The sequence below is a fragment of the Dyella flagellata genome (genome assembly GCF_030160275.1).
GTDB classification, from domain to species: domain Bacteria; phylum Pseudomonadota; class Gammaproteobacteria; order Xanthomonadales; family Rhodanobacteraceae; genus Dyella_B; species Dyella_B flagellata.
Genome location: NZ_BSOA01000018.1, coordinates 126,461 through 148,733, shown reverse-complemented (window position 1 = coordinate 148,733; position 22,273 = coordinate 126,461). Strand labels below are relative to the sequence as shown.

18 protein-coding genes are annotated in these 22,273 nt (G+C 61.7%); 14 read left to right on the top strand and 4 right to left on the bottom strand.

Annotated elements, in window-relative coordinates; translation table 11 throughout:
• Window positions 1-262 precede the first annotated feature (262 nt).
• The 12 genes from QQJ96_RS10990 (at window position 263) to QQJ96_RS10935 (ending at window position 17,841) form a co-directional block, all read left to right on the top strand.
• Window positions 263-1,204 carry a 4-hydroxyproline epimerase gene (locus tag QQJ96_RS10990; protein WP_284332039.1) on the top strand — a complete coding sequence of 314 codons (942 nt, stop codon included), beginning with the start codon at window positions 263-265 and terminating at the stop codon, window positions 1,202-1,204.
• Window positions 1,183-2,304 carry an NAD(P)/FAD-dependent oxidoreductase gene (locus QQJ96_RS10985; RefSeq protein WP_284332038.1) on the top strand — a complete coding sequence of 374 codons (1,122 nt, stop codon included), beginning with the start codon at window positions 1,183-1,185 and terminating at the stop codon, window positions 2,302-2,304. The genes QQJ96_RS10990 and QQJ96_RS10985 overlap by 22 nt, the downstream gene beginning before the upstream one ends.
• Window positions 2,301-2,543, top strand: coding sequence for a (2Fe-2S)-binding protein (locus tag QQJ96_RS10980; protein WP_284332037.1), 243 nt, complete (start codon window positions 2,301-2,303; stop codon window positions 2,541-2,543). The genes QQJ96_RS10985 and QQJ96_RS10980 overlap by 4 nt, the downstream gene beginning before the upstream one ends.
• Window positions 2,536-3,822 carry an NAD(P)/FAD-dependent oxidoreductase gene (locus QQJ96_RS10975; RefSeq protein WP_284332036.1) on the top strand — a complete coding sequence of 429 codons (1,287 nt, stop codon included), beginning with the start codon at window positions 2,536-2,538 and terminating at the stop codon, window positions 3,820-3,822. Before QQJ96_RS10980 ends, QQJ96_RS10975 begins: the two co-directional genes overlap by 8 nt.
• Window positions 3,822-4,730 carry a dihydrodipicolinate synthase family protein gene (locus QQJ96_RS10970; protein ID WP_284332035.1) on the top strand — a complete coding sequence of 303 codons (909 nt, stop codon included), beginning with the start codon at window positions 3,822-3,824 and terminating at the stop codon, window positions 4,728-4,730. Before QQJ96_RS10975 ends, QQJ96_RS10970 begins: the two co-directional genes overlap by 1 nt.
• Window position 4,731: 1 nt before the next feature.
• Complete coding sequence (locus tag QQJ96_RS10965; RefSeq protein WP_284332034.1) at window positions 4,732-6,315, top strand: aldehyde dehydrogenase family protein; 1,584 nt, start codon at window positions 4,732-4,734, stop codon at window positions 6,313-6,315.
• A 38-nt stretch (window positions 6,316-6,353) separates the two neighbouring features.
• Window positions 6,354-8,207, top strand: coding sequence for a DUF885 domain-containing protein (locus QQJ96_RS10960; RefSeq protein ID WP_284332033.1), 1,854 nt, complete (start codon window positions 6,354-6,356; stop codon window positions 8,205-8,207).
• A 34-nt stretch (window positions 8,208-8,241) separates the two neighbouring features.
• Window positions 8,242-9,975, top strand: a complete 1,734-nt coding sequence (locus tag QQJ96_RS10955; RefSeq protein WP_425605335.1) for a DUF885 domain-containing protein — start codon at window positions 8,242-8,244, stop codon at window positions 9,973-9,975.
• 57 nt (window positions 9,976-10,032) lie between these two features.
• Window positions 10,033-11,487 carry an amino acid permease gene (locus QQJ96_RS10950; protein WP_284332031.1) on the top strand — a complete coding sequence of 485 codons (1,455 nt, stop codon included), beginning with the start codon at window positions 10,033-10,035 and terminating at the stop codon, window positions 11,485-11,487.
• Window positions 11,488-11,648: 161 nt separating this feature from the next.
• A complete protein-coding gene (locus tag QQJ96_RS10945; RefSeq protein ID WP_284332030.1) occupies window positions 11,649-13,604 on the top strand; it encodes a glycoside hydrolase family 127 protein in 1,956 nt (651 codons plus the stop codon).
• A gap of 279 nt (window positions 13,605-13,883) precedes the next feature.
• Window positions 13,884-16,772 (top strand): TonB-dependent receptor, encoded by a 2,889-nt coding sequence (locus tag QQJ96_RS10940; RefSeq protein WP_284332029.1) that lies wholly within the window; start codon window positions 13,884-13,886, stop codon window positions 16,770-16,772.
• Between the two features lie 430 nt (window positions 16,773-17,202).
• Window positions 17,203-17,841 (top strand): GNAT family N-acetyltransferase, encoded by a 639-nt coding sequence (locus tag QQJ96_RS10935; protein ID WP_284332028.1) that lies wholly within the window; start codon window positions 17,203-17,205, stop codon window positions 17,839-17,841.
• 72 nt (window positions 17,842-17,913) lie between these two features.
• Here the strand turns inward: QQJ96_RS10935 and QQJ96_RS10930 are convergent, their stop codons facing one another.
• Window positions 17,914-18,141: a hypothetical protein gene (locus tag QQJ96_RS10930; RefSeq protein WP_284332027.1), complete on the bottom strand. Its 228-nt coding sequence runs from the start codon at window positions 18,139-18,141 to the stop codon at window positions 17,914-17,916.
• 3 nt (window positions 18,142-18,144) lie between these two features.
• Window positions 18,145-18,912, bottom strand: coding sequence for a MipA/OmpV family protein (locus QQJ96_RS10925; protein WP_284332127.1), 768 nt, complete (start codon window positions 18,910-18,912; stop codon window positions 18,145-18,147).
• 142 nt (window positions 18,913-19,054) lie between these two features.
• On the opposite strand from QQJ96_RS10925, the gene QQJ96_RS10920 reads away from it, so the two are divergent.
• Together QQJ96_RS10920 and QQJ96_RS10915 are read left to right on the top strand one after the other, a co-directional pair.
• On the top strand, window positions 19,055-19,732 hold the full coding sequence (locus tag QQJ96_RS10920; protein WP_284332026.1) for a response regulator: 678 nt from the start codon (window positions 19,055-19,057) through the stop codon (window positions 19,730-19,732).
• Between the two features lies 1 nt (window position 19,733).
• The gene (locus QQJ96_RS10915; RefSeq protein WP_284332025.1) at window positions 19,734-21,092 is read left to right on the top strand and encodes a sensor histidine kinase; all 1,359 of its coding nucleotides are present in this window, start codon (window positions 19,734-19,736) and stop codon (window positions 21,090-21,092) included.
• Window positions 21,093-21,099: 7 nt separating this feature from the next.
• Here QQJ96_RS10915 and QQJ96_RS10910 read toward each other — a convergent pair whose 3' ends face one another.
• Window positions 21,100-21,633: a hypothetical protein gene (locus tag QQJ96_RS10910; protein ID WP_284332024.1), complete on the bottom strand. Its 534-nt coding sequence runs from the start codon at window positions 21,631-21,633 to the stop codon at window positions 21,100-21,102.
• Window positions 21,634-21,704: 71 nt separating this feature from the next.
• Window positions 21,705-22,187 (bottom strand): lysozyme family protein, encoded by a 483-nt coding sequence (locus tag QQJ96_RS10905; protein WP_284332023.1) that lies wholly within the window; start codon window positions 22,185-22,187, stop codon window positions 21,705-21,707.
• Between the last annotated feature and the right edge of the window lie 86 nt (window positions 22,188-22,273).

The following is a 22,273-nucleotide window of genomic DNA, read 5'->3' as shown; positions in this document are numbered from 1 at the left end:
AAGCGCGGGGCAGGCCAAACCGGCCGGGCTTCCCGCGCAAGTCTGCAAGCCTTCGCCCCCGGCGACCATCATCGATATGCGCAAATACGAGCTTCGCTGATATGGCTGCCCTGCGCCGCAATGGTCGATTCAGGCCAATGTGGGCGCCATTCTAACGGTGGTTTTCGAACCCTTGCATAGCCTTTCATTGTGCGAAATTCCGCATCAGTACTCAGCAAGCCGCATCTAGACGGTCGTGACGCACAAGGACGAAGATGCCGCCATGCATACCATCGACTTCATCGACTCGCATACCGGCGGGGAGCCCACCCGGGTGGTGCTCGCGGGTTTTCCGGACCTTGGGCCCGGCTCGCTGGCCGAGCGCCGCGACTTGTTCCGCAGCCGCTACGACCGCTGGCGCCAGGCGATTGCCTGCGAACCGCGCGGCTCGGACACCATGGTGGGCGCGCTGCTGTTGCCGCCCAGCGATCCGTCGGCTTGCGCCGGGGTGATCTACTTCAACAACGTGGGTTACCTGGGGATGTGCGGCCACGGCACCATCGGGCTGATCCGCACCCTGCACCATCTCGGACGCATCGCTCCCGGCCGGCACCAACTGGAAACGCCAGTCGGCATGGTGGGCATCGAGTTGCATGCGGATGGACGCGTATCAATCGACAACGTGGAAAGCTACCGCCACGCCAAAGACATCGAGCTGGATGTGCCGGGCTACGGCAAGGTGAAAGGCGACGTCGCCTGGGGCGGTAACTGGTTCTTCATCAGCAACGATAGCCCCCTCCCGCTCACGCTCGCCAACCAGCGCGCCTTGACGCTGTACACCGAAGCGATTGGCCTTGCACTGGAGGCCGCCGATATTCGCGGCGCCGATGGCGAGATCGACCACATCGAGCTCAACGGACCAGCACTGCAAGCTGACGCCGACGCGCGCAACTTCGTGCTGTGCCCCGGACTTGCTTATGACCGCTCGCCTTGCGGCACCGGCACCAGCGCCAAGGTGGCCTGCCTGGCCGCCGACGGCAAGCTGGCGCCTGGCCAGGTGTGGCGGCAGGCAGGCATTCTAGACAGCGTGTTCGATGCGCAGTACACGCCCGGTACACGCGGCGTGTTGCCCCGTATTACCGGCAGCGCACACATCACTGCACAAGGCCAGTTGTTGATCGACGACGAGAACGATCCGCTGGCATGGGGCATTGGCTCGGCGTGAAGAGTTACGACCTGATCATCGTCGGGGCAGGCATCATCGGCACGGCCTGTGCGGACTACGCCAGCCGGGAAGGGCTGCGCGTAGCGATCATCGAACCAGGCCCGATCGGCGGTGGCGCCACCGCCGCGGCGATGGGGCATCTGGTGGCGATGGACGACGATCCGGCCGAACTTGCGCTGGCCAACTATTCGCTTGCTCTGTGGGAAGACTTCACCGGCATCGAGCAGATCGAGTACAGCCGTTGCGGCACCTTGTGGGTAGCCAGCAACGAAGCAGAATATGCACACATTCCAGCAAAAATCGCCCGTCTTGCCGCGGTGGGCGTACAGGCCGAACGCATCGACAGCGATCAGCTTTATCGGCTTGAACCTGCCCTGCAACGTGGCCTGACGGGAGGTATGCGCGTGCCCCGCGAAGCGGTGGTATATCCGCCCGGCATGGCGCGTCACCTGCTCAATCGCGCATGCGCACGTGGCGCCGCGCTTTATCCACAGCGCGCCACCGCCATCACCTCGCACGGCGTGCAACTTGAAGATCGGACGGGCCTGGCCGGTTCCGTGCTGGTCGCCACCGGTTGTGCCCTGCCCCAGCTTTTGCCGCAATTGCCGATGCGCTCGCGCAAAGGCCATCTGGTGATCACCGATCGCTATCCCGGTGTCATCCACCATCAATTGCTGGAATTGGGCTACGCGGACAGCGCACATGGCGATGCGGACAGCAGCGTCGCCTTCAACGTGCAGCCGCGGCCCACCGGGCAGATCCTGATCGGCTCATCGCGCGAATACGGCAGCGATACTTCGGAAGTGTCTATGTCCATGGTCCGACGCATGCTGGAACGGAGCTTTCGTTATCTGCCTGCCTTGCGCCAACTCAATGCACTGCGTATCTGGACCGGTTTCCGTCCAGTCAGCGTGGACGGCCTGCCTTACCTCGGCCGTGTCCCGGAACGCCCGAATGTATGGGTGGCCGCCGGCCATGAAGGTCTGGGCATCACCACCTCGCTAGGCAGTGCACGCCTGGTTATCGATCAGTGGCTCGGCCGCACGACGGCGATCAATGCGCGCCCCTACGATCCCGCGCGGGTGGCTACGTGGGCATGAATCAGGTGCGCATCGCTATCAACGGGCAAGCGCTCGATGTACCGGCCGGTATCAGCGTGGCGGCAGCCATTGCGCGATTGCAATGGCCATTCCGCCGCTCCCCGCGCGGGCAGGCGCGTGCGGCATTTTGCGGCATGGGCGTCTGTTTCGAGTGCCGTGTGCGCATAGATGGAATAGCGCAGCAACGCGCGTGCATGGTGCCGGTGCGCGAAGGCATGCAGGTGATGACCGATGAGTGAGCACTACGATATCGTGATCGTCGGTGCGGGGCCTGCAGGAATGGCCGCGGCGGAAGCCGCGCTCGCGCGTGGCGCACGTGTTGCGTGGCTCGATGCCCAAGCCACGGCTGGCGGCCAGGTTTGGCGCAAGGATGCCAAGTACGGCTGGCCGCATCGCGCCGAGCACATGCTTGCCCATCTGCTTAATCATCCGAATGCGATGTGGATGCCGCAGACGCAAGTGATTGCCGCCGAGCCAAACGCATTGTTATTGCAGAACGAACGGCAGGCATTGAGCATTACGTATAGTGCGCTGATCCTCGCCACTGGCGCGCGCGAATTGCTCTTGCCATTCCCGGGCTGGACCTTGCCCGGCGTAACCGGCGCAGGTGGATTGCAGGCACTGGCCAAGCAAGGCTGGCCACTTGGCGGACGCCGTGTGGTGATTGCCGGCAGCGGTCCGTTGTTGCTGGCTGCCGCAGCCACGGCGAAACGGCACGGCGCTCATGTACTGGGTATTTACGAACAGGCGAGCAAAGCCGCTGTGCATGGTTTTGCCCGCAAGCTGTGGCGTTGGCCCGGCAAAGCCTTGCAGGCAGCAGCACTGCGTTGCCAATTGGCGGGTATTGCATATCGCTACGGCAGCATCGTGGCACGCGCGGTCGGCAGCGACGCGTTGCAGCTGATCGAAGTGGAAGGCCCACACGGGATTGAGCGCATCGAATGCGAGCAGCTCGCCGTGGGTTATGGCCTGGTGCCGAATGTCGAACTTGCGCAGATGCTCGGTTGCGCGATGAAACAGGAAGCTGCGCATCCCTATGTAAGCGTGGACGATTCGCAGCGCACCAGCATCGCCAACGTCTACGCCGCCGGTGAACTCTGCGGCATTGGCGGACGCGATTGTGCGTGGCTGGAAGGCCGCATTGCCGGACTCGCCGCGACCGGAGCCGGCATCGAAGCCCCGCTGCTGTGGCAACGGCGGCATGTGCGTAATTTCGCGGCGGCGCTGCGCGAACACTTCAAGCTCGATCCGGGCATCCATGCGCTGGCCGATCCCGACACCTTGATCTGCCGCTGCGAAGACGTACCCCTGCAGGCGCTGCAGGGCTTCGACGATGCGCGCAGCGCCAAGCTTGCCACCCGCTGCGGCATGGGCGCCTGCCAGGGGCGCATTTGCGGTACGGCCCTGGCGGAACTTGGCCGCTTTCCACGCAGTGGGCAACGCCCACCCCTGTTTCCAGCCCGGCTTTCCACGCTGGGCGACGTCCCCTCTCCCTCCGATACCGAAGGACTCTTCTGATGAGCAACACGACTTCCATGTGGCACGGTGTGCTGCCCGCCATCACCACGCCATTCACCGCCGACGACCAGGTCGACCACGCCTTCCTGGCCAAGCATGCCAAGCAGCTGATCGACGCGGGCTGCCGTGGCATCGTGCCCCTGGGCTCGCTGGGAGAAGCGGCTACGTTGAGCTTCGAGGAAAAGCTCGACATCCTGCGCACCCTGGTGCAGGCGGTGGAAGGGCGCGCACCGGTGATTCCAGGCATCGCCGCACTCTCCACGCGCGAAGCCGTCAAGCTTGCCAAGGAGGCCAAAGCCATCGGCTGCGGCGGCCTGATGGTATTGCCGCCCTACGTGTATTCCACCGATTGGCGCGAAATGGGCGCGCACGTGCGCGCGGTGATCGCTGCCACCGATCTGCCGTGCATGCTGTACAACAACCCGGTTGCCTACAAAACGGATTTCGCGCCGGCGCAAATTGCCGAACTCGCCGCCGAATTCCCCAACCTGCAGGCGGTGAAGGAATCTTCCGCCGATGTGCGTCGCTTTGCCGGTATTCGCGCGTTGCTGGGCGAGCGCCTGCAATTGCTGGTGGGCATGGACGATGCGCTGGTGGAAGGTGTCGCGATGGGCGCAAACGGCTGGATCGCGGGCCTGGTCAATGCCTATCCGAAGGAATCGGTGCGGCTGTTCGAGCTGGCGCGCGAGGGTGGCCCCAAAGCGGCCGAATCGCTGTACAAGTGGTTTCTGCCATTGTTGCGCCTGGACACCGTGCCTACCTTCGTGCAGCTGATCAAGCTGGTGCAGGAGAAAACCGGCATGGGCAGCGAACGCGTACGCGCGCCGCGCCTGCCGGTGACCGGCGCTGAGCGCGAATACGCCCTGAAGGTGATCGACCATGCCATCGCCAACCAGCCGAGCCTCTGACATGAGCGCGCTGGAACCCGTACTGATCGGCGGCCAATGGCGCGCACCGCTGGATGCGCAAGGCAGTTTCCGCGCCGAAGACCCCAGCCGCGCCGAAGCGATCGGCCCCGCCTTTCCGGTCAGCGGCCCGGCCGATATCGAAGCGGCAATGCAGGCGGCAATCGGCGTAGCCGACGAGTTGAATGCCGCGCCGCCCGCGCGTATCGCAGACTTCCTGGAAGGCTATGCCGCCGCGATCGATGCCGATGCCGATTGCCTGGTAACGCTGGCGCATGAGGAGACCGCGTTGCCGGTCGAACCACGCCTGCGCTCGGTGGAACTGCCTCGCACCAGCAATCAGCTGCGTCTGGCCGCCAAGGCGGTGCGCGAGTATTCCTGGACCGATCCGGTGATCGATACACAAGGCGGCTTGCGTGCGCATCGCGCCTCGCTCAACAAGCCGGTACTGGTGTATGGGCCAAACAATTTCCCATTCGCCTTCAACGGCATTGCCGGTAGCGATTTCGCCTCGGCCGTGGCGGCACGCAATCCGGTGATCGCCAAGGGGCACCCCTCGCATCCGTCCACCAGCAAGCGGCTGGCGCAGCTTGCGCATGAGGCCTTGCTGCAGGCAGGACTGCCAGCGGCAGCCGTGCAGATGCTGTATCGCTTCGATAGCCAGCTTGGCATCGCCTTGGCCGGCGATGCGCGACTGGGCGCCATCGGCTTTACCGGCAGCCGCTGGGGCGGCCTGGCGCTGAAGGCCGCCGCTGACAAGGCCGGCGTGCCGATGTATGCCGAGCTTTCCAGCATCAATCCGGTGTTCTTGCTGCCGGGTGCGCTGGCCGAACGTGGCGAGGCGCTGGCGCAGGAATTCTTCGCCTCCTGCACCATGGGCAGTGGCCAGTTCTGCACCAATCCCGGCGTGCTGATCGTGCCCAGGGGCGAGCCTGGTGATGCCTTCGTCGCAGCTGCCCTCAAGCTGTTCGCCGAAGCCGAGCCCAAGGTGCTGTTCTCCCGCGGAGTGCAGCAGGGCCTCGCACAGGCCGTGCATGAGCTGCTGCATGCCGGCGCGCAATTGCTTACCGGCGGTAATGCCGGCGACGCGTATCGCTTCCAACCCACCTTGCTGGAGGTGGACGGCGAGCACTTCATTGCTCACGCACAAGCCCTGCAAGCCGAAGCATTCGGTCCCGCCAGCCTGATCGTGCGTGCTGCGGATACAGCAGCGATGCCGCACATCGCCGCCGCTTTCGAAGGCAATCTCACCGGCACCATCTACCGCGCTTCAGACAACAGCGATGATGATGCCTGGCACGCCACCGCACGCGTATTGCGCAACAAAGTTGGCCGCCTGATCGCCAACAAGATGCCGACCGGCGTGGCAGTAAGCGCGGCGATGAACCATGGCGGCCCCTATCCCAGCACTAGCCATGGCGGGTTCACTGCGGTAGGCATGCCGGCGGCGATTCGTCGCTTCACCGCCCTGCACAGTTACGACAACGTGCCTGAAGGCCTGCTGCCGCCAGAATTGCGCAACCGTAATCCGGGCGGTGTGCAAAGACGGGTCGACGGTCACTGGACCGACGGCGACATCACCGCATAACTGCAGGCGAACAAATGCGAATCTCGACGTTGCCATGCATGTATGTATCCCCGTGTTGGGGTAGCGAGAAGGTTCGCCCCAGGTTCCGCAAACTTGTGCAAACGGTCGCACGGGCAATAACCCTGTGCGGCCTTGTCACCTTCAGCCTGGTTGCACTGCCAGCCAGGGCGACGCCAGCGCCACCGTCTGCCAACAGCAAAGCTTTACAGCAGCTGCTGGCCGCGGAGTGGGAGTACCAGCTCAAGGAAGCGCCGGAAACCGCCACCACCATCGGCGACTATCGCTACAACGATCGCTGGACGGATTACTCGCCAGCACACGCCGCGGCCCAGCGCACCGTCTTGCAAGATTTCCTCGATCGCTTCCAGCAACTAGGCCTCAGCGGTCTGAGCGAACAGGAACAACTCAGCCAGAAGATGATGATCCGCCAGTTGCAGGACGAACTGACATCGATCCGGCTGAAGAACTACGAAATGCCGCTGGATCAAATCAATGGCGTGCATTTGCAGCTGGCCGAGTTCGTCTCTGCCGTTCCATTCGACAGCACGCAGCACTATCAGGGTTACCTCAAGCGCCTGCACGCCCTACCCAACGCGATCGACCAGCTGATCGCCGCATCACGGCTAGGCCTCGCCGACAAGCTGGTGCAACCGAAGTACCTGCTGGAGAAAGTCGCCACGCAGGCGGACGAGATTGCTGCGCCGGCCGGCATTGCCAATGTATTCGGCCAGCCGGCAGCCCATTTTCCCACCAGCATGCCGGCCGCCGAGCAGCAACGTCTGCGCAAAGCCATCCTTGATGCGGTGGACCAGGAAGTTCGCCCGGCCTATCGCAAGCTGGCCCGATTCGTGGCCAATGACTACGCGCCGCACGGACGCACCCAGGAAGGTATCTGGGCGCTGCCCGATGGCGATGAACGCTATCGCTTTGCGATCCATGCGCAGACCACCACTGACTTGAGTCCGGCGCAGATTCATCAGATCGGGCTGGACGAGGTGGCGCGCATCGAAGGGCAGATGCTGAAAATCGCCCGCAGCCTGGGCTATCAGGACCTGGCCAGCCTGCGTGCCGCGGTTGCGAAAAATCCCAAGCTGTATGCCACTTCGCGCGAGCAGATCCTTGATCGCTATCGCGGCTACATCGCCGGCATGCAGCCGGAACTACCCAAGCTGTTCGGCCGCCTGCCTGCCAGCAAGCTGGAGGTCGTGCCGACCGAAGCCTATCGCGAACAAAATGCACCGTTTGCCGAATATCGCCAAGGCACACCGGACGGCTCTAGGCCCGGCCAAGTGGTGGTCGATACCGGCGACTACGCCAAGCGTGCGCTGTATACCATCGAAGACACCGCGTATCACGAAGGGATACCGGGGCATCATCTGCAGATAGCGATTGCGCAAACTTTGCCTTTGCCTCCGTTCCGTCAGCAAGCGCAATACAACGCTTATGTGGAAGGTTGGGCGCTGTATGCCGAGCGCCTGGCGGGGGAAATGGGCTTTTATAGAGATCCCTACAGCCGCTACGGACACCTGGTCGAGGAGTTGCTGCGCGCCGACCGGCTGGTGCTCGACACGGGTGTGCACTATCTGCATTGGAACCGCCAACAAATGCTTGCTTTTTTCCGCGCGCATCCAGCGGAGGACGAAGCGAGCATCCAGGCCGAAGTCGATCGCTATGTCGCATGGCCAGCGCAGGCGCTTGGCTACAAGCTAGGACAGCTGAAGTTCCTCGCGTTGCGTGCACGCGCGCAACGGGAGCTCGGCGCGAAGTTCGACCTGCGCGCCTTCCACGACGAGATGCTTGGCGGCGGCGCAATGCCGCTGGACTTGCTGGATGCGCGCACCGATGCATGGATTGCTACGGCGAAGAAGACCGGCATGGCGGCCGCCCCTTGAACGGAGCCTGTCGATGACCTCACCGCGCTTGCTCATGGGTTGTTTGCTGTTGACCCTGCTCAACGTTTCGACGACCTGTGCGCAGACCAATCCCACGCAGGCTTTTCGCGATCTGTACACTCGTGAATGGCATTGGCGCCAGCAGCAATTTGCCGGCGCCGACGACGAAGACAACAACGGCCAGGCGGCCGATCACCTGCCGAAAGTAGACGCGGCCACGCAGGCGATGCGCGAACGCTATTGGACCGACGTGCTGACGCAGCTGAAGGCGATTCAGACGACGCAACTCAGTGCCGCCGACCAGGTCAACTACGAGGTCTACCGGCAGCAGGTCCAGGTGCTATGGACCGACGAGAAGCTCAAGACCTGGCAGATGCCGTTCAACAGCGACACCGCTTTCTGGAGCGACCTGGGTTTTGCCGCGCGCGGCCACTTTGCCCGCCTGCAGGACTACCAGGACTACCTCGGCAAACTGCGCGACATCCCCCGCTACTTCGACGAACAGATCGCCAACATGCGCCTGGGACTGGCGCGTGGCTTCAGCCAGCCGCGGGTGATTCTGCATGGGCGCGACCAGTCCATCGCTGCCGTGGCGGATGCGCAAGGCGAGCAGAACCTGTTCTACACGCCGTTCAAGCACATGCCGGCAAGCTTGTCCGCCTCGCAGCAGCAAGCCTTGCGGTTGCAAGCGCTGGCAGCGATCCATGATGCGGTGGTTCCCGCTTACGGCAAGCTGCTGCGCTTCATGCGCGAGCAATACCAGCCCCACGCGCGCACCACCATTGCCGCCGAAGACCTGCCCGACGGCAAAGCTTTCTATAAGGCGCAAATACGCCAGTACACCACGCTGGACATGAGTCCCGATGCGATTCACGCCATGGGTTTGAAAGAGATGTCCAGCATCCACTTGCAGATGCTGGACATCCTCAAGCAAACCGGCTTCAAAGGCAGCTTCGCCGATTTCCTGCATTTCCTGCGCACCGACCCGCGCTTCTACGCCAGGACGCCGGACGAGCTGCTGAAGGACGCAGCCTGGATCGCCAAGGAAGTCGACGGCGAGGTAGGCGACTACATCGGACACCTGCCGCGCCGGCGCTTCGCCATCAAGCCGGTGCCTCCGGATCTGGCGCCGTTCTACACCGGCGGCCGTGGCGGGCCGGGCATCTACCTGGTCAACACCTATGACCTGCCTTCACGCCCGCTCTATTCGCTGCCGGCGCTGACCCTGCACGAGTCTTCGCCCGGGCACGCGCTGCAGATGCCCCTGGCGGAAGAATTGCAGGGACTGCCCGATTTCCGCCGCTACGGCTATATCTCTGCCTACGGCGAAGGCTGGGCGTTGTACAGCGAATACCTGGGTCAGGAGATGGGCATCTACCGGACACCCTACGAGCAGTTCGGCTACCTGAGCTACCAGGCGTGGCGCGCGGCACGACTGGTGGTGGATACCGGCCTGCATCACCTGCATTGGACACGCGCGCAAGCGCAGGATTACCTGCGCCAGAACACCGCGCTGTCCGATCACGAGATCGAGACCGAGGTGGATCGCTACATCGCCTGGCCCGGGCAAGCCTTGTCGTACTACATCGGGGAGATGGCGATACGCGAGGACCGTGCGCGGGCGGAAAAAGCGCTGGCCGGGAAATTCGACCTGCGCGCATTCCATGACGCCTTGCTCGCCACCGGATCGGTACCACTACCGGTGTTGCACCAACAGATCGACCGGTTCATCGCCGACGGCGGAAAGTCACCTTACGCATCGCCGTAGAGCAGCTTAAACATTGGGATAACGACCCAAGGATGGCTTACCGAGGGAGGGCAGCAGATGACTTGGTTGACCGACATGATGCGGCGCAAGCCGCTCAGCGTCATGCAACAAGAAGCCGGCAATTCCAGTGGATTGCGGCGCGTGCTAGGCCTGTGGCAGCTCACCGCCATCGGCCTGGGCGGCATCATAGGCGTGGGCATTTTCGTGCTCACCGGCACAGTAGCCGCCACGCAAGCAGGGCCCGCGGTACTGCTGTCGTTCCTGTTGGCCGGCATCGCCAGCGGCGCAGCCGCACTGTGTTACGCGGAGTTCTCCGGGCTGATTCCGGTTTCCGGCAGCGCGTACACCTACGGCTACGCCGTGCTGGGCGAATTCGCCGGCTGGATCATCGGCTGGGACCTGCTGCTCGAATATGCATTGATCGCCGCGGTGGTGGCAGTGGGTTGGTCCGGCTACGTGCAGGCCTTGCTGGATGCGGCGGGACTTTCCCTACCAGTGTGGGCTCAAGGAGCCTACGGCAGCGCGCCGGGGCGCCTGTTCAACCTACCCGCCGTCGTAGTGTCGATCGCCATTACCTTGCTGCTGGCCATGCGCATGCAATGGGGCGCACGCTTCAACACCACGATCGTAGCCATCAAGATTGCCGCTGCCGTGGCTATCGTGATAGCCGGCGTCGCCTATGTAAAACCGGAACGATGGCATCCGTTCATGCCGTTCGGCATGCACGGCGTGGTCACCGGTGCGGCGGTGGTGTTCTTCGCCGTGTTCGGCTATGACCAGCTCACTACCGCAGCGGAAGAATCCCGCCACCCGCAACGCGATCTGCCCCGTGCGGTCTTGTTATCGCTTAGCATCGCCATGGCGCTTTATTTCGCCATCTGCCTGGTGCTCACCGGCATTGTGCCCTACAGCACGCTGGATACTCCCGCGCCGGTTGCCAGCGCCTTCAAGGCAATCGGGCTACCGCAAGTGATGGTGGCGATTTCACTGGCGTCGGTCTGCGGCATCACCAGCGTGATCTTCGCCAACCTGCTCGCCGGCGCACGCATCTGGTTTGCGCTTTCGCGAGATGGCCTGCTGCCGGGCTGGTACGCCAAAGTGCATCCACGCTGGCATACGCCGCATCGAACAACCCTGCTGCTTGGCGCGGTCACGGCAATCGCTTCCGGGCTGTTTCCGCTGAACGAGCTTGCCAAGCTGGTGAACATCGGAGTGCTTGGCGCATTCATCGTAATCTGCAGCGCCGTGGCAGTGCTGCGCTGGCGCCAACCGCAACTGGAGCGTCCGTTCCGCACGCCGCTGGTACCGTTGGTGCCCTTGATCGGCGTGGGCTTCTCCTGCTGGCTGATCTGGGGGTTGCCCAGCATCACATACTGGCGTTTCGGCTTGTGGCTGGTGCTGGGCCTAGTGGTGTATTTCGCGTATGGGCGCCATCACAGCCGCTTGAATGCAGCGGCAGGCACCCCGGAGCCTGCGCGCAATATCGCCACCGGCGGTACCTCGTCCGGCTGATCAGCTGCGATGCCACACATTTGTGCAAAATTCCGCATTGATATGCAGCAATTGGCACAAGACGCCCGATCGACCCTTGCGGCACGATGAAACCGTCCGCTATTTATATTACTTGTATGACCTATTCGTGATTGTCCATCACCAGCGTTCTGGGGAGTGGCATGCAGCACGGGGCAGATCAACGCAGGCGGTTTCTGAAGGGCGCGGCAGCGACCCTTATCGCGACGGTAGTGACGCCTCGCGCAAGCGCATTCGACCTGGCGGAGCCGCTCGCCAATGGCGCGGCAGCCAAGCAGGCCATAGCCGAACAACCGGTGCGCTGCGTGCAGCCATTTGCGCTGAATCAGGTGCGCTTGCTGGAAAGCGATTTTACCCGTGCCGCAGCCACCAACCGGCGCTATCTGCAAAGCCTGCCCATCGACCGGCTGGCGCACAACTTCCGACTACAAGCTGGCCGGACTTCCCACGCAACGCCCCTGGGCGGCTGGGAAAAGCCTGAGTGCGAATTGCGCGGCCACTTCAGCGGCGGCCACTACCTCTCCGCTTGCGCACTAGCCTACGCCAGCGAGGGAGACGAGGCACTCAGAACACGCGGTGACGAGCTGGTAGCGGCGCTCGCCGCGTGCCAACGTCCAGATGGCTATCTCAGCGCTTTCCCCGCAAGCTTCTTTGATCGGCTAAGCAGCGGCCAGAAGGTATGGGCACCGTTCTATACCATCCACAAGATCCATGCAGGCATGCTTGACATGTACCGCCTTGCCGGCAACCAGCAGGCGCTGCAAGTGGCCACCGGCATCGGCAATTGGGTCGTGCGCTGGCTCAACGGCTTTTCCGACGCCGACATGGCACACATGCTCAAGACCGAATACGGCGGCATCAACGATTCGCTGTATGAGCTGTATGCAATCACCGGCAATGAGCGTTATCGCGATGCTGCGCATCGTTTCGACCAGGCTGCGCTGTTCGATCCACTGGCATCCTATCGCGACGAGTTGCAGGGCCTGCACGCCAACACCCAGATTCCCAAGATCATTGGCGCCGCGCGACGCTACGAGTTGACCGGCGAACCCCGCTACCGGCGCATTGCCGAATTCTTCTGGGAAACTGTCACGCAGCATCGCAGCTATGCGACCGGCGGCTCCAGCAACGACGAATTCTGGAAGACCGGCCCCGGCGACCTGCAAGGGCAACTTGGCTTGTACAGCGCCGAGTCTTGCGTAGCCTACAACCTGTTGAAGCTCACACGTCACGTCTATACCTGGAGCGGCGATCCGCGCGCGTTCGACTACTACGAGCGCACGCTCTACAACGCCCGCCTGGGTACCCAGGATGCGGACGGGATGAAGCTTTACTACTACCCGCTGCGCCCGGGCGCGGCCAAGTTCTACAACTCGCCCACTGATTCCTTCTGGTGCTGCACCGGCACCGGCGCGGAAGAATTCGCCCGCTTCAACGACAACATCTATTTCCACGATGGCGAAGATCTCTACGTCAATCTGTTCATTCCCTCTGAACTGAACTGGACGCAGCAACGCGTGACGGTACGCCAGGAAACGCGTTTCCCGCGCGAACCACGCACGCGCATGACGCTCAAGCTGGCGCAGCCAAAGCGCTTTGCGCTGCACTTGCGCATACCTTCCTGGGTCAACGCCAGCGCCAAGCTGCATATCAATGGCCAGATGCAAGAGATGTTCGCGTCGCCTGGCAGTTATTTGAGCGTGCAACGGGAATGGCGCGATGGTGACCGAATCGAACTCGATCTACCCATGCAACTGCACACCCTGCCACTGCCGGGCGACGACAGCCAAGTGGCCATGCTGTATGGACCGCTGGTACTGGCTGCGCGGCTTGGCAACCAGGGTCTGACGCACGCCATGCAGTACGGCGGCTACGGTACCGGCCCGGAACCGGAACCTCCTGCACAGCCCTCCCCGCGCCTGGCGATGACAACCCCAGGCAATACCGATTGGATGCGCATCGTCTCTGCTGGCGAACTGCGCTTTGAAGCCACTACGCGCCAAGGCACGCTGGCTGTCGCTCCATTGAACGAGATCTACGGCGAGCGCTATGCGGTGTATTGGCAGAACGATAGCGACCTGCCCCCTGGCAGCGATTGAAAACATAGCGCATCCGACATCACCGCAAGGATGAAAGCACACGAGGAACGTCCCGCCACAGCGAGCGTTCGTCGGGAGGAATGAATTGGCGCCTGCGCCAAGCCGGCAGGAACGTGTCGGCAGAAAACGTTGCACCTGTTGCCAGCATAGCGGCAGCAAACAGGCTGGGAGCCCTTCCAGCGTGGTCGTCTGTCTGCGCCGCTTGCCGGTGCATGCCCGCTGCTGCGCCTTTCCAGCGTCATCACTGTCGCCACCACCCGTTCCAGTGAGAAAAAAACCATGCCCCACACCACACTTTATCCTGGCACTCATCCGCTGCATCGGCGCCCCTCGTTGATTGCACTCGCTGTTCGCGCCACGCTGGCAATAGGCTTGCTGGGGATCGGCACGTTGCACGCGCAAGACACCGGCACGTCTTCCCAAACGCCAGGCAATGATGCTTCCGCCAGCAAGGCCAAGACCCTGCAAGCCGTGACGGTGACCGGCTCGCTGATCCGGCGCGTTGACGTGGAAACAGCCAATCCCGTCACCACCATCGATGCCGGACAGATCGCCGCGAGCGGCAAGCCTACGCTGGGCGATTTGATGCAAGCGATGCCGTCCGTCGCCGGCAACGCCACCAATCCCAGTATCAATAGTGGCGGCGGCACCGGCGCATCGACGGTTTCACTCCGTGGCCTCGGAGACAACCGCACGCTAGTACTGGTGAACGGCCATCGCGTGGCCTACAACGACGTGAACAGCATTCCCTCCAACATGATCGATCGCGTCGAGGTGCTTACCGATGGCGCTTCATCGATCTATGGCTCCGATGCCATCGGCGGCGTGGTGAATTTCATCCTGAAGGATCATTACCAGGGCGTACAGCTGAGCGCCGACTATGGGGAAAGCTCGCACAGCGACGGCAATCGCCGCAGCTTCAACTTGCTGGCTGGCCTGTCCGGCGAGCGCGGAAAATTCGTCGCCTCGATCACCCACCAGACCCAGAACCCGATTGCCTCCGGTGCCCGCGGCTATTCAGCCTATACGCTGGCGTTACGCAATGGCCGGGTGGTGAGAGTGGGTTCGTCCGCTACGTCTACCGGCTTGATCCAGGATGCCAGCGGCACCAACGTCACACTCAATAGCGGCGTCAGCGGTGCCACTACCCTGGCTGACTATCATCCCTATACAGGAGCTGATTCTTTCAATTATGCGCCCTACAACCTGCTGCTGACGCCGCAGGACCGCACCAATGTCTCCCTGTTCGGCTCCTACAAGCTCACGCCGCAGATCGAGGCCTATTTCAATCTGTTCTACACCAGGACCGTGGCGTCTTCGATCATTGCGCCCGTGCCGATCTTCGCCAACTCGGATGATTTCCTGATTCCAGCGAGCAACTATTACAACCCGTTCGGCCTCAACTTCGGCACCGATCGCACGACCGGCAACGGCTACAACGACTTCGACACACGCCTGACGTCCCTGGGCAGCCGGACCTACGTGAACCGGACGTATGACCTGCAATTCACACCAGGCCTGCGCGGCAGTATCGGCGACAGCAGCTGGCAATGGAACGTGGACTTCAACTACGGCAAGGTCCGGCAGAAAACCCTCAACCAGGGCTTCATTGACTATGCAGCCTTCCAGCAGGCCATCGGCCCCTCGTTCCTGGCCGGCAACGGCACGGTCACTTGCGGTACGCCGTCGGCGCCGATTGCCAACTGCACGCCGATCAACATCTTCAACGTCAACGATCCTTCCACCATCGCGGCCTTGAAAAAGCTGCTGGTCAATCCGGATTCCTTCTACCGCTACACCATCGAGCAAGTCGAAGTGGGCGCCAATGGCGAAGTGTTCGACTTGCCGGCCGGCGCGGTGAACCTGGCGGCCGGCCTTTCCTATCGGCGCGAATCGCAGTCCGACGGTACCGACACACCCAGCGCCATTGCGATCAACGAAGGACCGTATGCCGGACTTTGTGGCGTGATGGAGTTCTGCGCCAGCCAGCTCGGCGGCAGCTATAACGTAAAAGAGGCCTACGCCGAGATCTTCGTGCCGGTATTGGCCGACCTGCCGCTCGCGCATGCATTGAATATCGATATCGGGTCGCGCTTCTCCCGCTACAGCTTGTCCGGCACGACCACCAACAGCAAGATCGCGCTGGAATGGCGGCCCATCGCCGACCTGTTGCTACGCGGTACGGCATCGCAGGTATTCCGCGCCCCAAACATCAACGAACTGTTCGCAGGCACCGCAGGCGGCGCGTATGCCGCCAGTGACGTCTGCGACGGCTACACCGGCGGCCATCCGCAAGCCTGCGCCAACGTGCCTACCGACGGCAGCTTCCAGCAAAGCAATCCGCAAATCGGTGGAAGAAGCTCCGGCTCGGTCGCGGCGGGCTACGACCTGAAGCCGGAATACGGCAAGTCGTTCGATTTCGGCCTGGTTTACGACCCGCACTGGCTGCCTGGCCTGTCGTTGAGCGCCGATGCCTGGCGCATCCATCTGAACGACACCATCGTGGATGGCCTGGACCCCACCACGATCATGAATGAGTGCTATGGCAGCGACCGGCTCTGCAGCCTGATCCATCGCGCCGGCAATGGCCAGATCAGTTACATCAACCTGCCCACCGTCAACCTCGGCGAAACCTGGGCCAGCGGCATCGATTCCACCGTGCAATACACCTTCAATACCCAGCGCTACGGCAAGTTCAACCTCAGCCTGGCCAGCACTTACATGCAGCGTTATGACGTGGACACGGCGCCGGGTGACAGCAGCGTGCCGATCACGCACTGCGCGGGCTATTACTGCCCCGTGTATGGCGAGTTTCCGCGCTGGCGTGGACTGGCCACGCTCAATTGGAGCAAAGGGCCATGGAGCGCCACCTGGACGGTGCGTTATGTGGGGCGCACCCGGGTGGGCAGCGCCGATCTCTCGCAAGGCTACTCCGCGGACGAGAGCATCAATGGCGTTGTGCACCCGATCGGGGCATACGCCTACCACGATATATCCGCTAGCTATGCGCTGGCGAAGTACCACACCACGCTTTCGGCAGGCGTCGACAATCTCTCCAACAAACAGCCGCCGATGTTCTACCAGTGGGGTAGCAACGGTAACTCCGATGCCTATGCCTATGACCTGGTTGGGCGGTATTACTGGATGCGGGCCACGGTATCGTTCTGACTCTGCCCTGGCACCGGCGTCCAGGGGGCAGGCTTGCCGCCATGGGGGCATCCCGTGGCGGATCGAGATCCGCCCAGCACCGCGGACAGCCCTGCAACGCACCGATCAATTCGGCGAGGCCCGACGCCACCGCGAGTAGTAGGGGGCCGCCTTCAGCGATTGACCTCGCCAACGACGACTGCTGCGATCATCAAAGCAGCTCCAGCCCCCCGAGCAGCCCTGTCAGGAGTTCGCCGCCCCCACCCCGTTTGGCATGACATTTGATTGCCATTGGGTGCGACCTTGGATTAATGCGCTCTTTATCACTTTTTTAATGTGATGAACTTCGCTCTTTCAATAGGCCTGCAGGTCAACCTGACAGCAACCTGTCCGTTTAGACTACCGTTGGTATTTATGGCAAGCGGATTGCCACTGACCACGTGGTGAACCGATGTCCAGCCTCCCTTCTGACCAAGCATTTCAAGTGGAGCCGGGACGGCCACGCGATATTTTCTTTTTCATTGCCGAGGTGGTGTCAGGTGCCTGGCGCCGGCACTTCGGCGCGCGGTTCTGCTCGCTACCCATGACCGAAAAGGAGTTCGGCATGCGCTGTGCCAAAGCCATTTTGGCACGCCTTTTGCCCAGCTGGTGCGTTACGTCAACCGATCAATTTGTTGTGGTTAGGCACGGTCGCGGGGTGGTGGGCGCTGCCTTGAGTAGTACCCACACCAGTAGAGCTACCGCCCCCATGACCGCTATTGAAGTGGTGGTCGTGGCCGAAAGATGGCGCGGGCAAGGTATCGGGCGGAGGCTTGTAGTCTATTTCCAAAAACACACCCCGCCAGGCGGACTATTGGAATGCTATTGCACGACTGAATCACGCACCATGGCTCGAGTGTTGAAACGCTTAAAGTTCCATCGTACCCATAAGGTTATCGAAACCAAGATACGGACTGGGCTGAACCTGCGTCATCCGGAGCGATGGGAATGGCAAGCCGGAGCCGTCCATCGGCCACTCAATCATGTGCCGCGGAAGGCAGGCATCGAAGATCAGCTAGCTAACAAGATCGCTGCCATGCGAATGTCCTAGCTTGTGGCACCTACGGAAAAGCAAGGATTGGTCCAGCCACCTTCTTTGCCTACCTGATCAGCAGAGCTGACATTAGTGGTTATTTGACCGCATGGCATGCGAATCGGCAGCTTCGCTCCTCAACGCCATTTCCAACAGCAGCACTACTTTGCGGCCTTGCCCGGACAGGATCAACTCCAAGGCAGTGTGTCCTCCGAGCATCGCGATAGGCGCCTGGCAGATCCATTCCCAAATCGCGCTGCGGTTAGGTTCCAGCCGCTCGGCAAGGATGAAAATCTGACGTGCAATGCCGTAAGCCATGGTTCAAAACAGATAGCTGAGCGCGAAGAAGTAGGTCTGCGTGTGGCTGGAGTCGACCATCGGACTGTCCTTGACGGCCTTTGGCAAGACCGAATAACGAAGGCCGGCATTCGCCAGCCACGAACCCGATACTTGATAGCTGGCAACCACGCCCAGATAGGGAGAGGTGCTACCGCCCGGGCGATAGCTGGGCAAACCGCTGTTTGCTGCCTCCGCTAGGCTGATCCCGTAGTAGTAGTCATTCAGCGCGCGGCTGGTGTAGACAGCGCCCACTTCCGGCGTAATTTGCAGGTTTCCCTGGGCAAGGGGATAGCCGTAGCTGACGTCAAACAGGCTACCGCCGCCGTGGCCGGTAAATTCCTTTTGGGCGCTGGCTTGGAGCGTACCCCACTCGGCATGGTGCCGCCACGCCAGGCCCGCCGATCCCGAGATATCACGATCTGACAGCAGGCGCAGCCGAGGATCGTGGGTGTCTTGGTGCAAGAAGCGCTGCCACAAGGGCGATGCAACCAGGGCGAACTCGTCCTCATGGGTGTTGTAGAACCGATAACCTACGGATGCTCCATGGATGTAAAACGATTTTCCGTCGTACCTGAGCATGGGAACCGGCATTGCCTTGTTGGTGTAGTCCCGATAGGGACTTGCACTGAAAAATGCGCCCAGCCCCGCGGACCAGGTAACGCTGGGCACGGCAGCGGATTGGGCTGCAACTGGCAGGCAAAATAAGCCGCACAGCAACGCAGCGGATAAGCAAGTCAGGCGTAACGACATGATAGGCATGATGGCTGGCCGATGGCGATGGAATCCGCCGCGCATGCTGGATGCGGGACATTGTCTCAACATTGCGCACTTTCCCCACCTGGCGATGTCGAAGCTCACAGCCAAAAGGAGCGTAAGGCGGAGAGCATGGACTATGCGGGTTTTATTGGTTGAAGATGAACCGGAGTTGGCACGGGCACTGCGCGCAGCCCTTCAACAGCAAGGCATGCTCGCGGATATCGCACCAAGCTTGATGCAAGCGCACGAAGCCCTGCGCCTGAACGTGCACGACCTCGTGCTGCTGGACCGCCATCTTCCCGACGGTGACGGCGCCACGTTGATTCCGGCGACACGCAAATGCAGGGCCGATTTGCCGGTGATCATGTTGACGGCGCGCAGCTCCCTCGCAGATAGGGTCGGCGGTCTGGATCTGGGGGCGGACGACTACCTGGTGAAGCCTTTCGCGGTGGAAGAGCTGCTGGCGCGCATGCGCGCCGTATCGCGACGCCCCTCGCGGCCCGCATTGCCGGTAGCCATGATCGGCAACCTCAAGTTCGATTTTGCTAGCCACGAGGCATTCGTCGGCGGAGCCTTGCTGCCCTTGCCAAGACGGCAGCTACTGGTCCTTGAGGCCTTGTTCCTGAGACATGGAAGAACCGTGCGGCGCTCGGTATTGCAGGAGTCGGTGTACGACTTCAACGACGAAATCCAGTCCAATGCGCTGGATGCGCATGTTTCAAAGCTTCGACGAGCGTTGTCCGAAGCCGGAGCCCGAGTAGACATCCATGTGATTCGCGGCATCGGCTATCTGCTCAAGGAGCGAATGGATTGAGATGGGAAGTAAATCGCTCACGGCATTGTTGACGCGGCGCCTCATCTTCATCCAGGCAGCGATCATCCTGGTTACGATGATCGGCATCGCCTACCAACTTCGCGACAACTACGTTTCCTACATCGATTCCAACGTCCCGTTGACGATCGCGCGCGCCATGGTGGTTGATCATGACGGGGAGCTCACGCTAAGGGTCGATAAGAAACTGAACAAGCTCCTGGATGGCGCGGCAGGCCTATGGTTCGTCGCTGAAGACGAAGCTGGACGTCGGCTGGAATACGGTGAAATACCCGCGGCATACCGAGGATTGGCGGCATCGGTATCCCAGTTGCAGCAAGCCAATGCCCATAGCAATCGCGCTCCTTATGCGCTTACGATGATCGCCGACGTTGTGAATACCTCCTTCGGCCGCATTCACATCCTCTGTGGCGGCGCTCCTACTGCCGATCCCGAGGGTATCTTCCTGGTCATCGTCCATTATCTTGGATGGCGCTTGGCACTTCCGCTTGCGCTGCTTACGCTGATCGTTATTCCATGGGTTATCCGCCGATCCATGTCCGGCGTTGAAGGGGTCGCGCGCCAGGCTCAGGCCATTGATATTAATGACCGGGAAGTGCGCCTCGCCAAGCACGCAGTGCCGCGCGAACTACAGCCCTTGGTGACAGCATTCAATGCAGCGCTGGAACGCCTCAATGAGGGTTATGACGCTCACGACCGCTTTCTTGCCAGCGCCGCGCACGAACTACGCGCCCCCATCGCCATACTCGGGGTGCAAATCGAAACACTCGATGCCGGCGCCGACCGTGCCCGGCTCTTGGCGGGCATAGTGCGACTGTCCAATCTCGCCGAACAGTTGCTCGACCTGCAGCGACTGGGCAAGCATCCCGGCAAATTCGAAGCTCTCGACCTGGTCGCCCTGTCGCGGGAGGTCACTGCGGACGTTGCCCCCATGGCGATCGACGCCGGCTATGAACTGGCGTTGGATGCGCCTGGATCGGCGGTCATGGTGATGGGCGACCGACTTTCTCTTTCACGCGTCTTGACGAACCTGCTGCAGAACGCCATCGCCTATGGTGGCCGCCAAGGACTGATCACGATCGACGTCAAGGCGGACGGCGTTTTTGGTGTGCGTGACCAGGGCCCGGGTATTCCCGTCGCGGAACGGCAGCGCGTGTTCGAGCCCTTCCATCGCCTGCGCCCCAGCAGCACGGGTGCAGGCCTTGGCCTGCACCTCGTGCAAGAAATCGTCGCCTTGCATGGCGGTCGGGTCGAGCTTACCGAAAGCCCCGAAGGCGGCGCCTGGTTTCGAGTGAAACTTCATCCGGCGCCGGGCAGACAAGGCGGAGCCAGTCCCGGATGAAGCGACGTCAGTCTTCCGTCGGGTCTTCAAGCTGAAGATGATCGCCGATAGCGCGATTGATGCCCAGGCGCTCGCGCTGTTGGTCGCTGATGCGCTTGCCCGAGGTATCCAGGACGCGGTCCCAATTGCCCGATTCGTCTTCCTCCTTGCAAGCGGGACGCTCAGGGCTGGGGGTGCAGGTGTAGGCGAGAAAAAAATAGTGCTTACCACTGCTCGTCTTCAGGCAAGTCCAGCCGAGTACGACGCTGTCCAGTGCGGTCCCCTGGGGATAGTAAGCAAGGTGCAGGGGTTTGCTCTCCAGCGCGAGCGGAACCGAGGTAGCGCTGTGGGAATTCCTAAGGGTGATGGCTTGCGCCGTCCAGACCACTTTTTGCACGTCAGGGAGCGTGACGTAGTCGGTCTGGGCGGTCAACTGCGCATCACCGCAGGTGAGTTTCTTCTCCACGCGATGGGGCGTAGCAAGCGTGGAGGTATCTGCCAGCACCACGCCCATCGCCAGCGCGCAAAGTCCCGTCGTGAGTAGGATCCGGATTTTCCGCATGGTCGCTCCCTTTACAACGCGCATGGATGGCCGCAATAGATCGGTGTCTCAGCTCTTTTATATCGCTCGCGCTACTTCTTTGAATACTCGGCGACGTAGCGATCGAATCGCGCCTTTGCATCTGCTGCGCTGACATGCGATTGCGTGGCACCAGGCAATGAAGACCAGCGGCCTTTCAACTTGCCATAGGCGGCTTCAAGACGTCCGGCCTTGACGTCGTCCAGAGCGCCCTCGCCGTCGATGAGCCATACGGCCAACTTATCCTGCTGAGCGGGGGTAAAGTCGGAAACCACACCAAGCTTCTTCGCACCGGTCCAGGTCACATACGTAATCTGGTACGCCCCTGCAGGGGTATGAGGATTTTTCTTGGCTTTGTCGCTCTTATCGAACACAACGATATGCGGGTGCGCTTTCGTGTCGGTAAAGCGAGCGCCTCCGTACACGATGTAATAGACGCCGTCGTCTTCTTTGCGATGCTCGCAATAGCGGAGCAGTTTTAGAAACGCTTTTACGTTGACGTCGTTGAGATCACTCTGCAATACGGTCCTGGTCATATTCCAACATCCTGGTTGAATGGAGTTCCCCAAGGCGCCATCTGGCGCCGCACCGTGACCTGTCTGGGCACGGTTCCTATTGTTAC

What these genes read in the sequence shown, in the direction of transcription:
- QQJ96_RS10930 (WP_284332027.1), bottom strand. Translation starts at nt 18,141, where the DNA reads ATGGCTTACGGCATTGCACGTCAGATTTTCATCCTTGCCGAGCGGCTG.
- QQJ96_RS10920 (WP_284332026.1), top strand. Translation starts at nt 19,055, where the DNA reads ATGCGGGTTTTATTGGTTGAAGATGAACCGGAGTTGGCACGGGCACTG.
- QQJ96_RS10910 (WP_284332024.1), bottom strand. Translation starts at nt 21,633, where the DNA reads ATGCGGAAAATCCGGATCCTACTCACGACGGGACTTTGCGCGCTGGCG.
- QQJ96_RS10935 (WP_284332028.1), top strand. Translation starts at nt 17,203, where the DNA reads ATGTCCAGCCTCCCTTCTGACCAAGCATTTCAAGTGGAGCCGGGACGG.
- QQJ96_RS10975 (WP_284332036.1), top strand. Translation starts at nt 2,536, where the DNA reads ATGAGTGAGCACTACGATATCGTGATCGTCGGTGCGGGGCCTGCAGGA.
- QQJ96_RS10960 (WP_284332033.1), top strand. Translation starts at nt 6,354, where the DNA reads ATGTATGTATCCCCGTGTTGGGGTAGCGAGAAGGTTCGCCCCAGGTTC.
- QQJ96_RS10970 (WP_284332035.1), top strand. Translation starts at nt 3,822, where the DNA reads ATGAGCAACACGACTTCCATGTGGCACGGTGTGCTGCCCGCCATCACC.
- QQJ96_RS10980 (WP_284332037.1), top strand. Translation starts at nt 2,301, where the DNA reads ATGAATCAGGTGCGCATCGCTATCAACGGGCAAGCGCTCGATGTACCG.
- QQJ96_RS10965 (WP_284332034.1), top strand. Translation starts at nt 4,732, where the DNA reads ATGAGCGCGCTGGAACCCGTACTGATCGGCGGCCAATGGCGCGCACCG.
- QQJ96_RS10985 (WP_284332038.1), top strand. Translation starts at nt 1,183, where the DNA reads ATGGGGCATTGGCTCGGCGTGAAGAGTTACGACCTGATCATCGTCGGG.
- QQJ96_RS10915 (WP_284332025.1), top strand. Translation starts at nt 19,734, where the DNA reads ATGGGAAGTAAATCGCTCACGGCATTGTTGACGCGGCGCCTCATCTTC.
- QQJ96_RS10955 (WP_425605335.1), top strand. Translation starts at nt 8,242, where the DNA reads ATGGGTTGTTTGCTGTTGACCCTGCTCAACGTTTCGACGACCTGTGCG.
- QQJ96_RS10925 (WP_284332127.1), bottom strand. Translation starts at nt 18,912, where the DNA reads ATGTCGTTACGCCTGACTTGCTTATCCGCTGCGTTGCTGTGCGGCTTA.
- QQJ96_RS10945 (WP_284332030.1), top strand. Translation starts at nt 11,649, where the DNA reads ATGCAGCACGGGGCAGATCAACGCAGGCGGTTTCTGAAGGGCGCGGCA.
- QQJ96_RS10990 (WP_284332039.1), top strand. Translation starts at nt 263, where the DNA reads ATGCATACCATCGACTTCATCGACTCGCATACCGGCGGGGAGCCCACC.
- QQJ96_RS10940 (WP_284332029.1), top strand. Translation starts at nt 13,884, where the DNA reads ATGCCCCACACCACACTTTATCCTGGCACTCATCCGCTGCATCGGCGC.
- QQJ96_RS10905 (WP_284332023.1), bottom strand. Translation starts at nt 22,187, where the DNA reads ATGACCAGGACCGTATTGCAGAGTGATCTCAACGACGTCAACGTAAAA.
- QQJ96_RS10950 (WP_284332031.1), top strand. Translation starts at nt 10,033, where the DNA reads ATGACTTGGTTGACCGACATGATGCGGCGCAAGCCGCTCAGCGTCATG.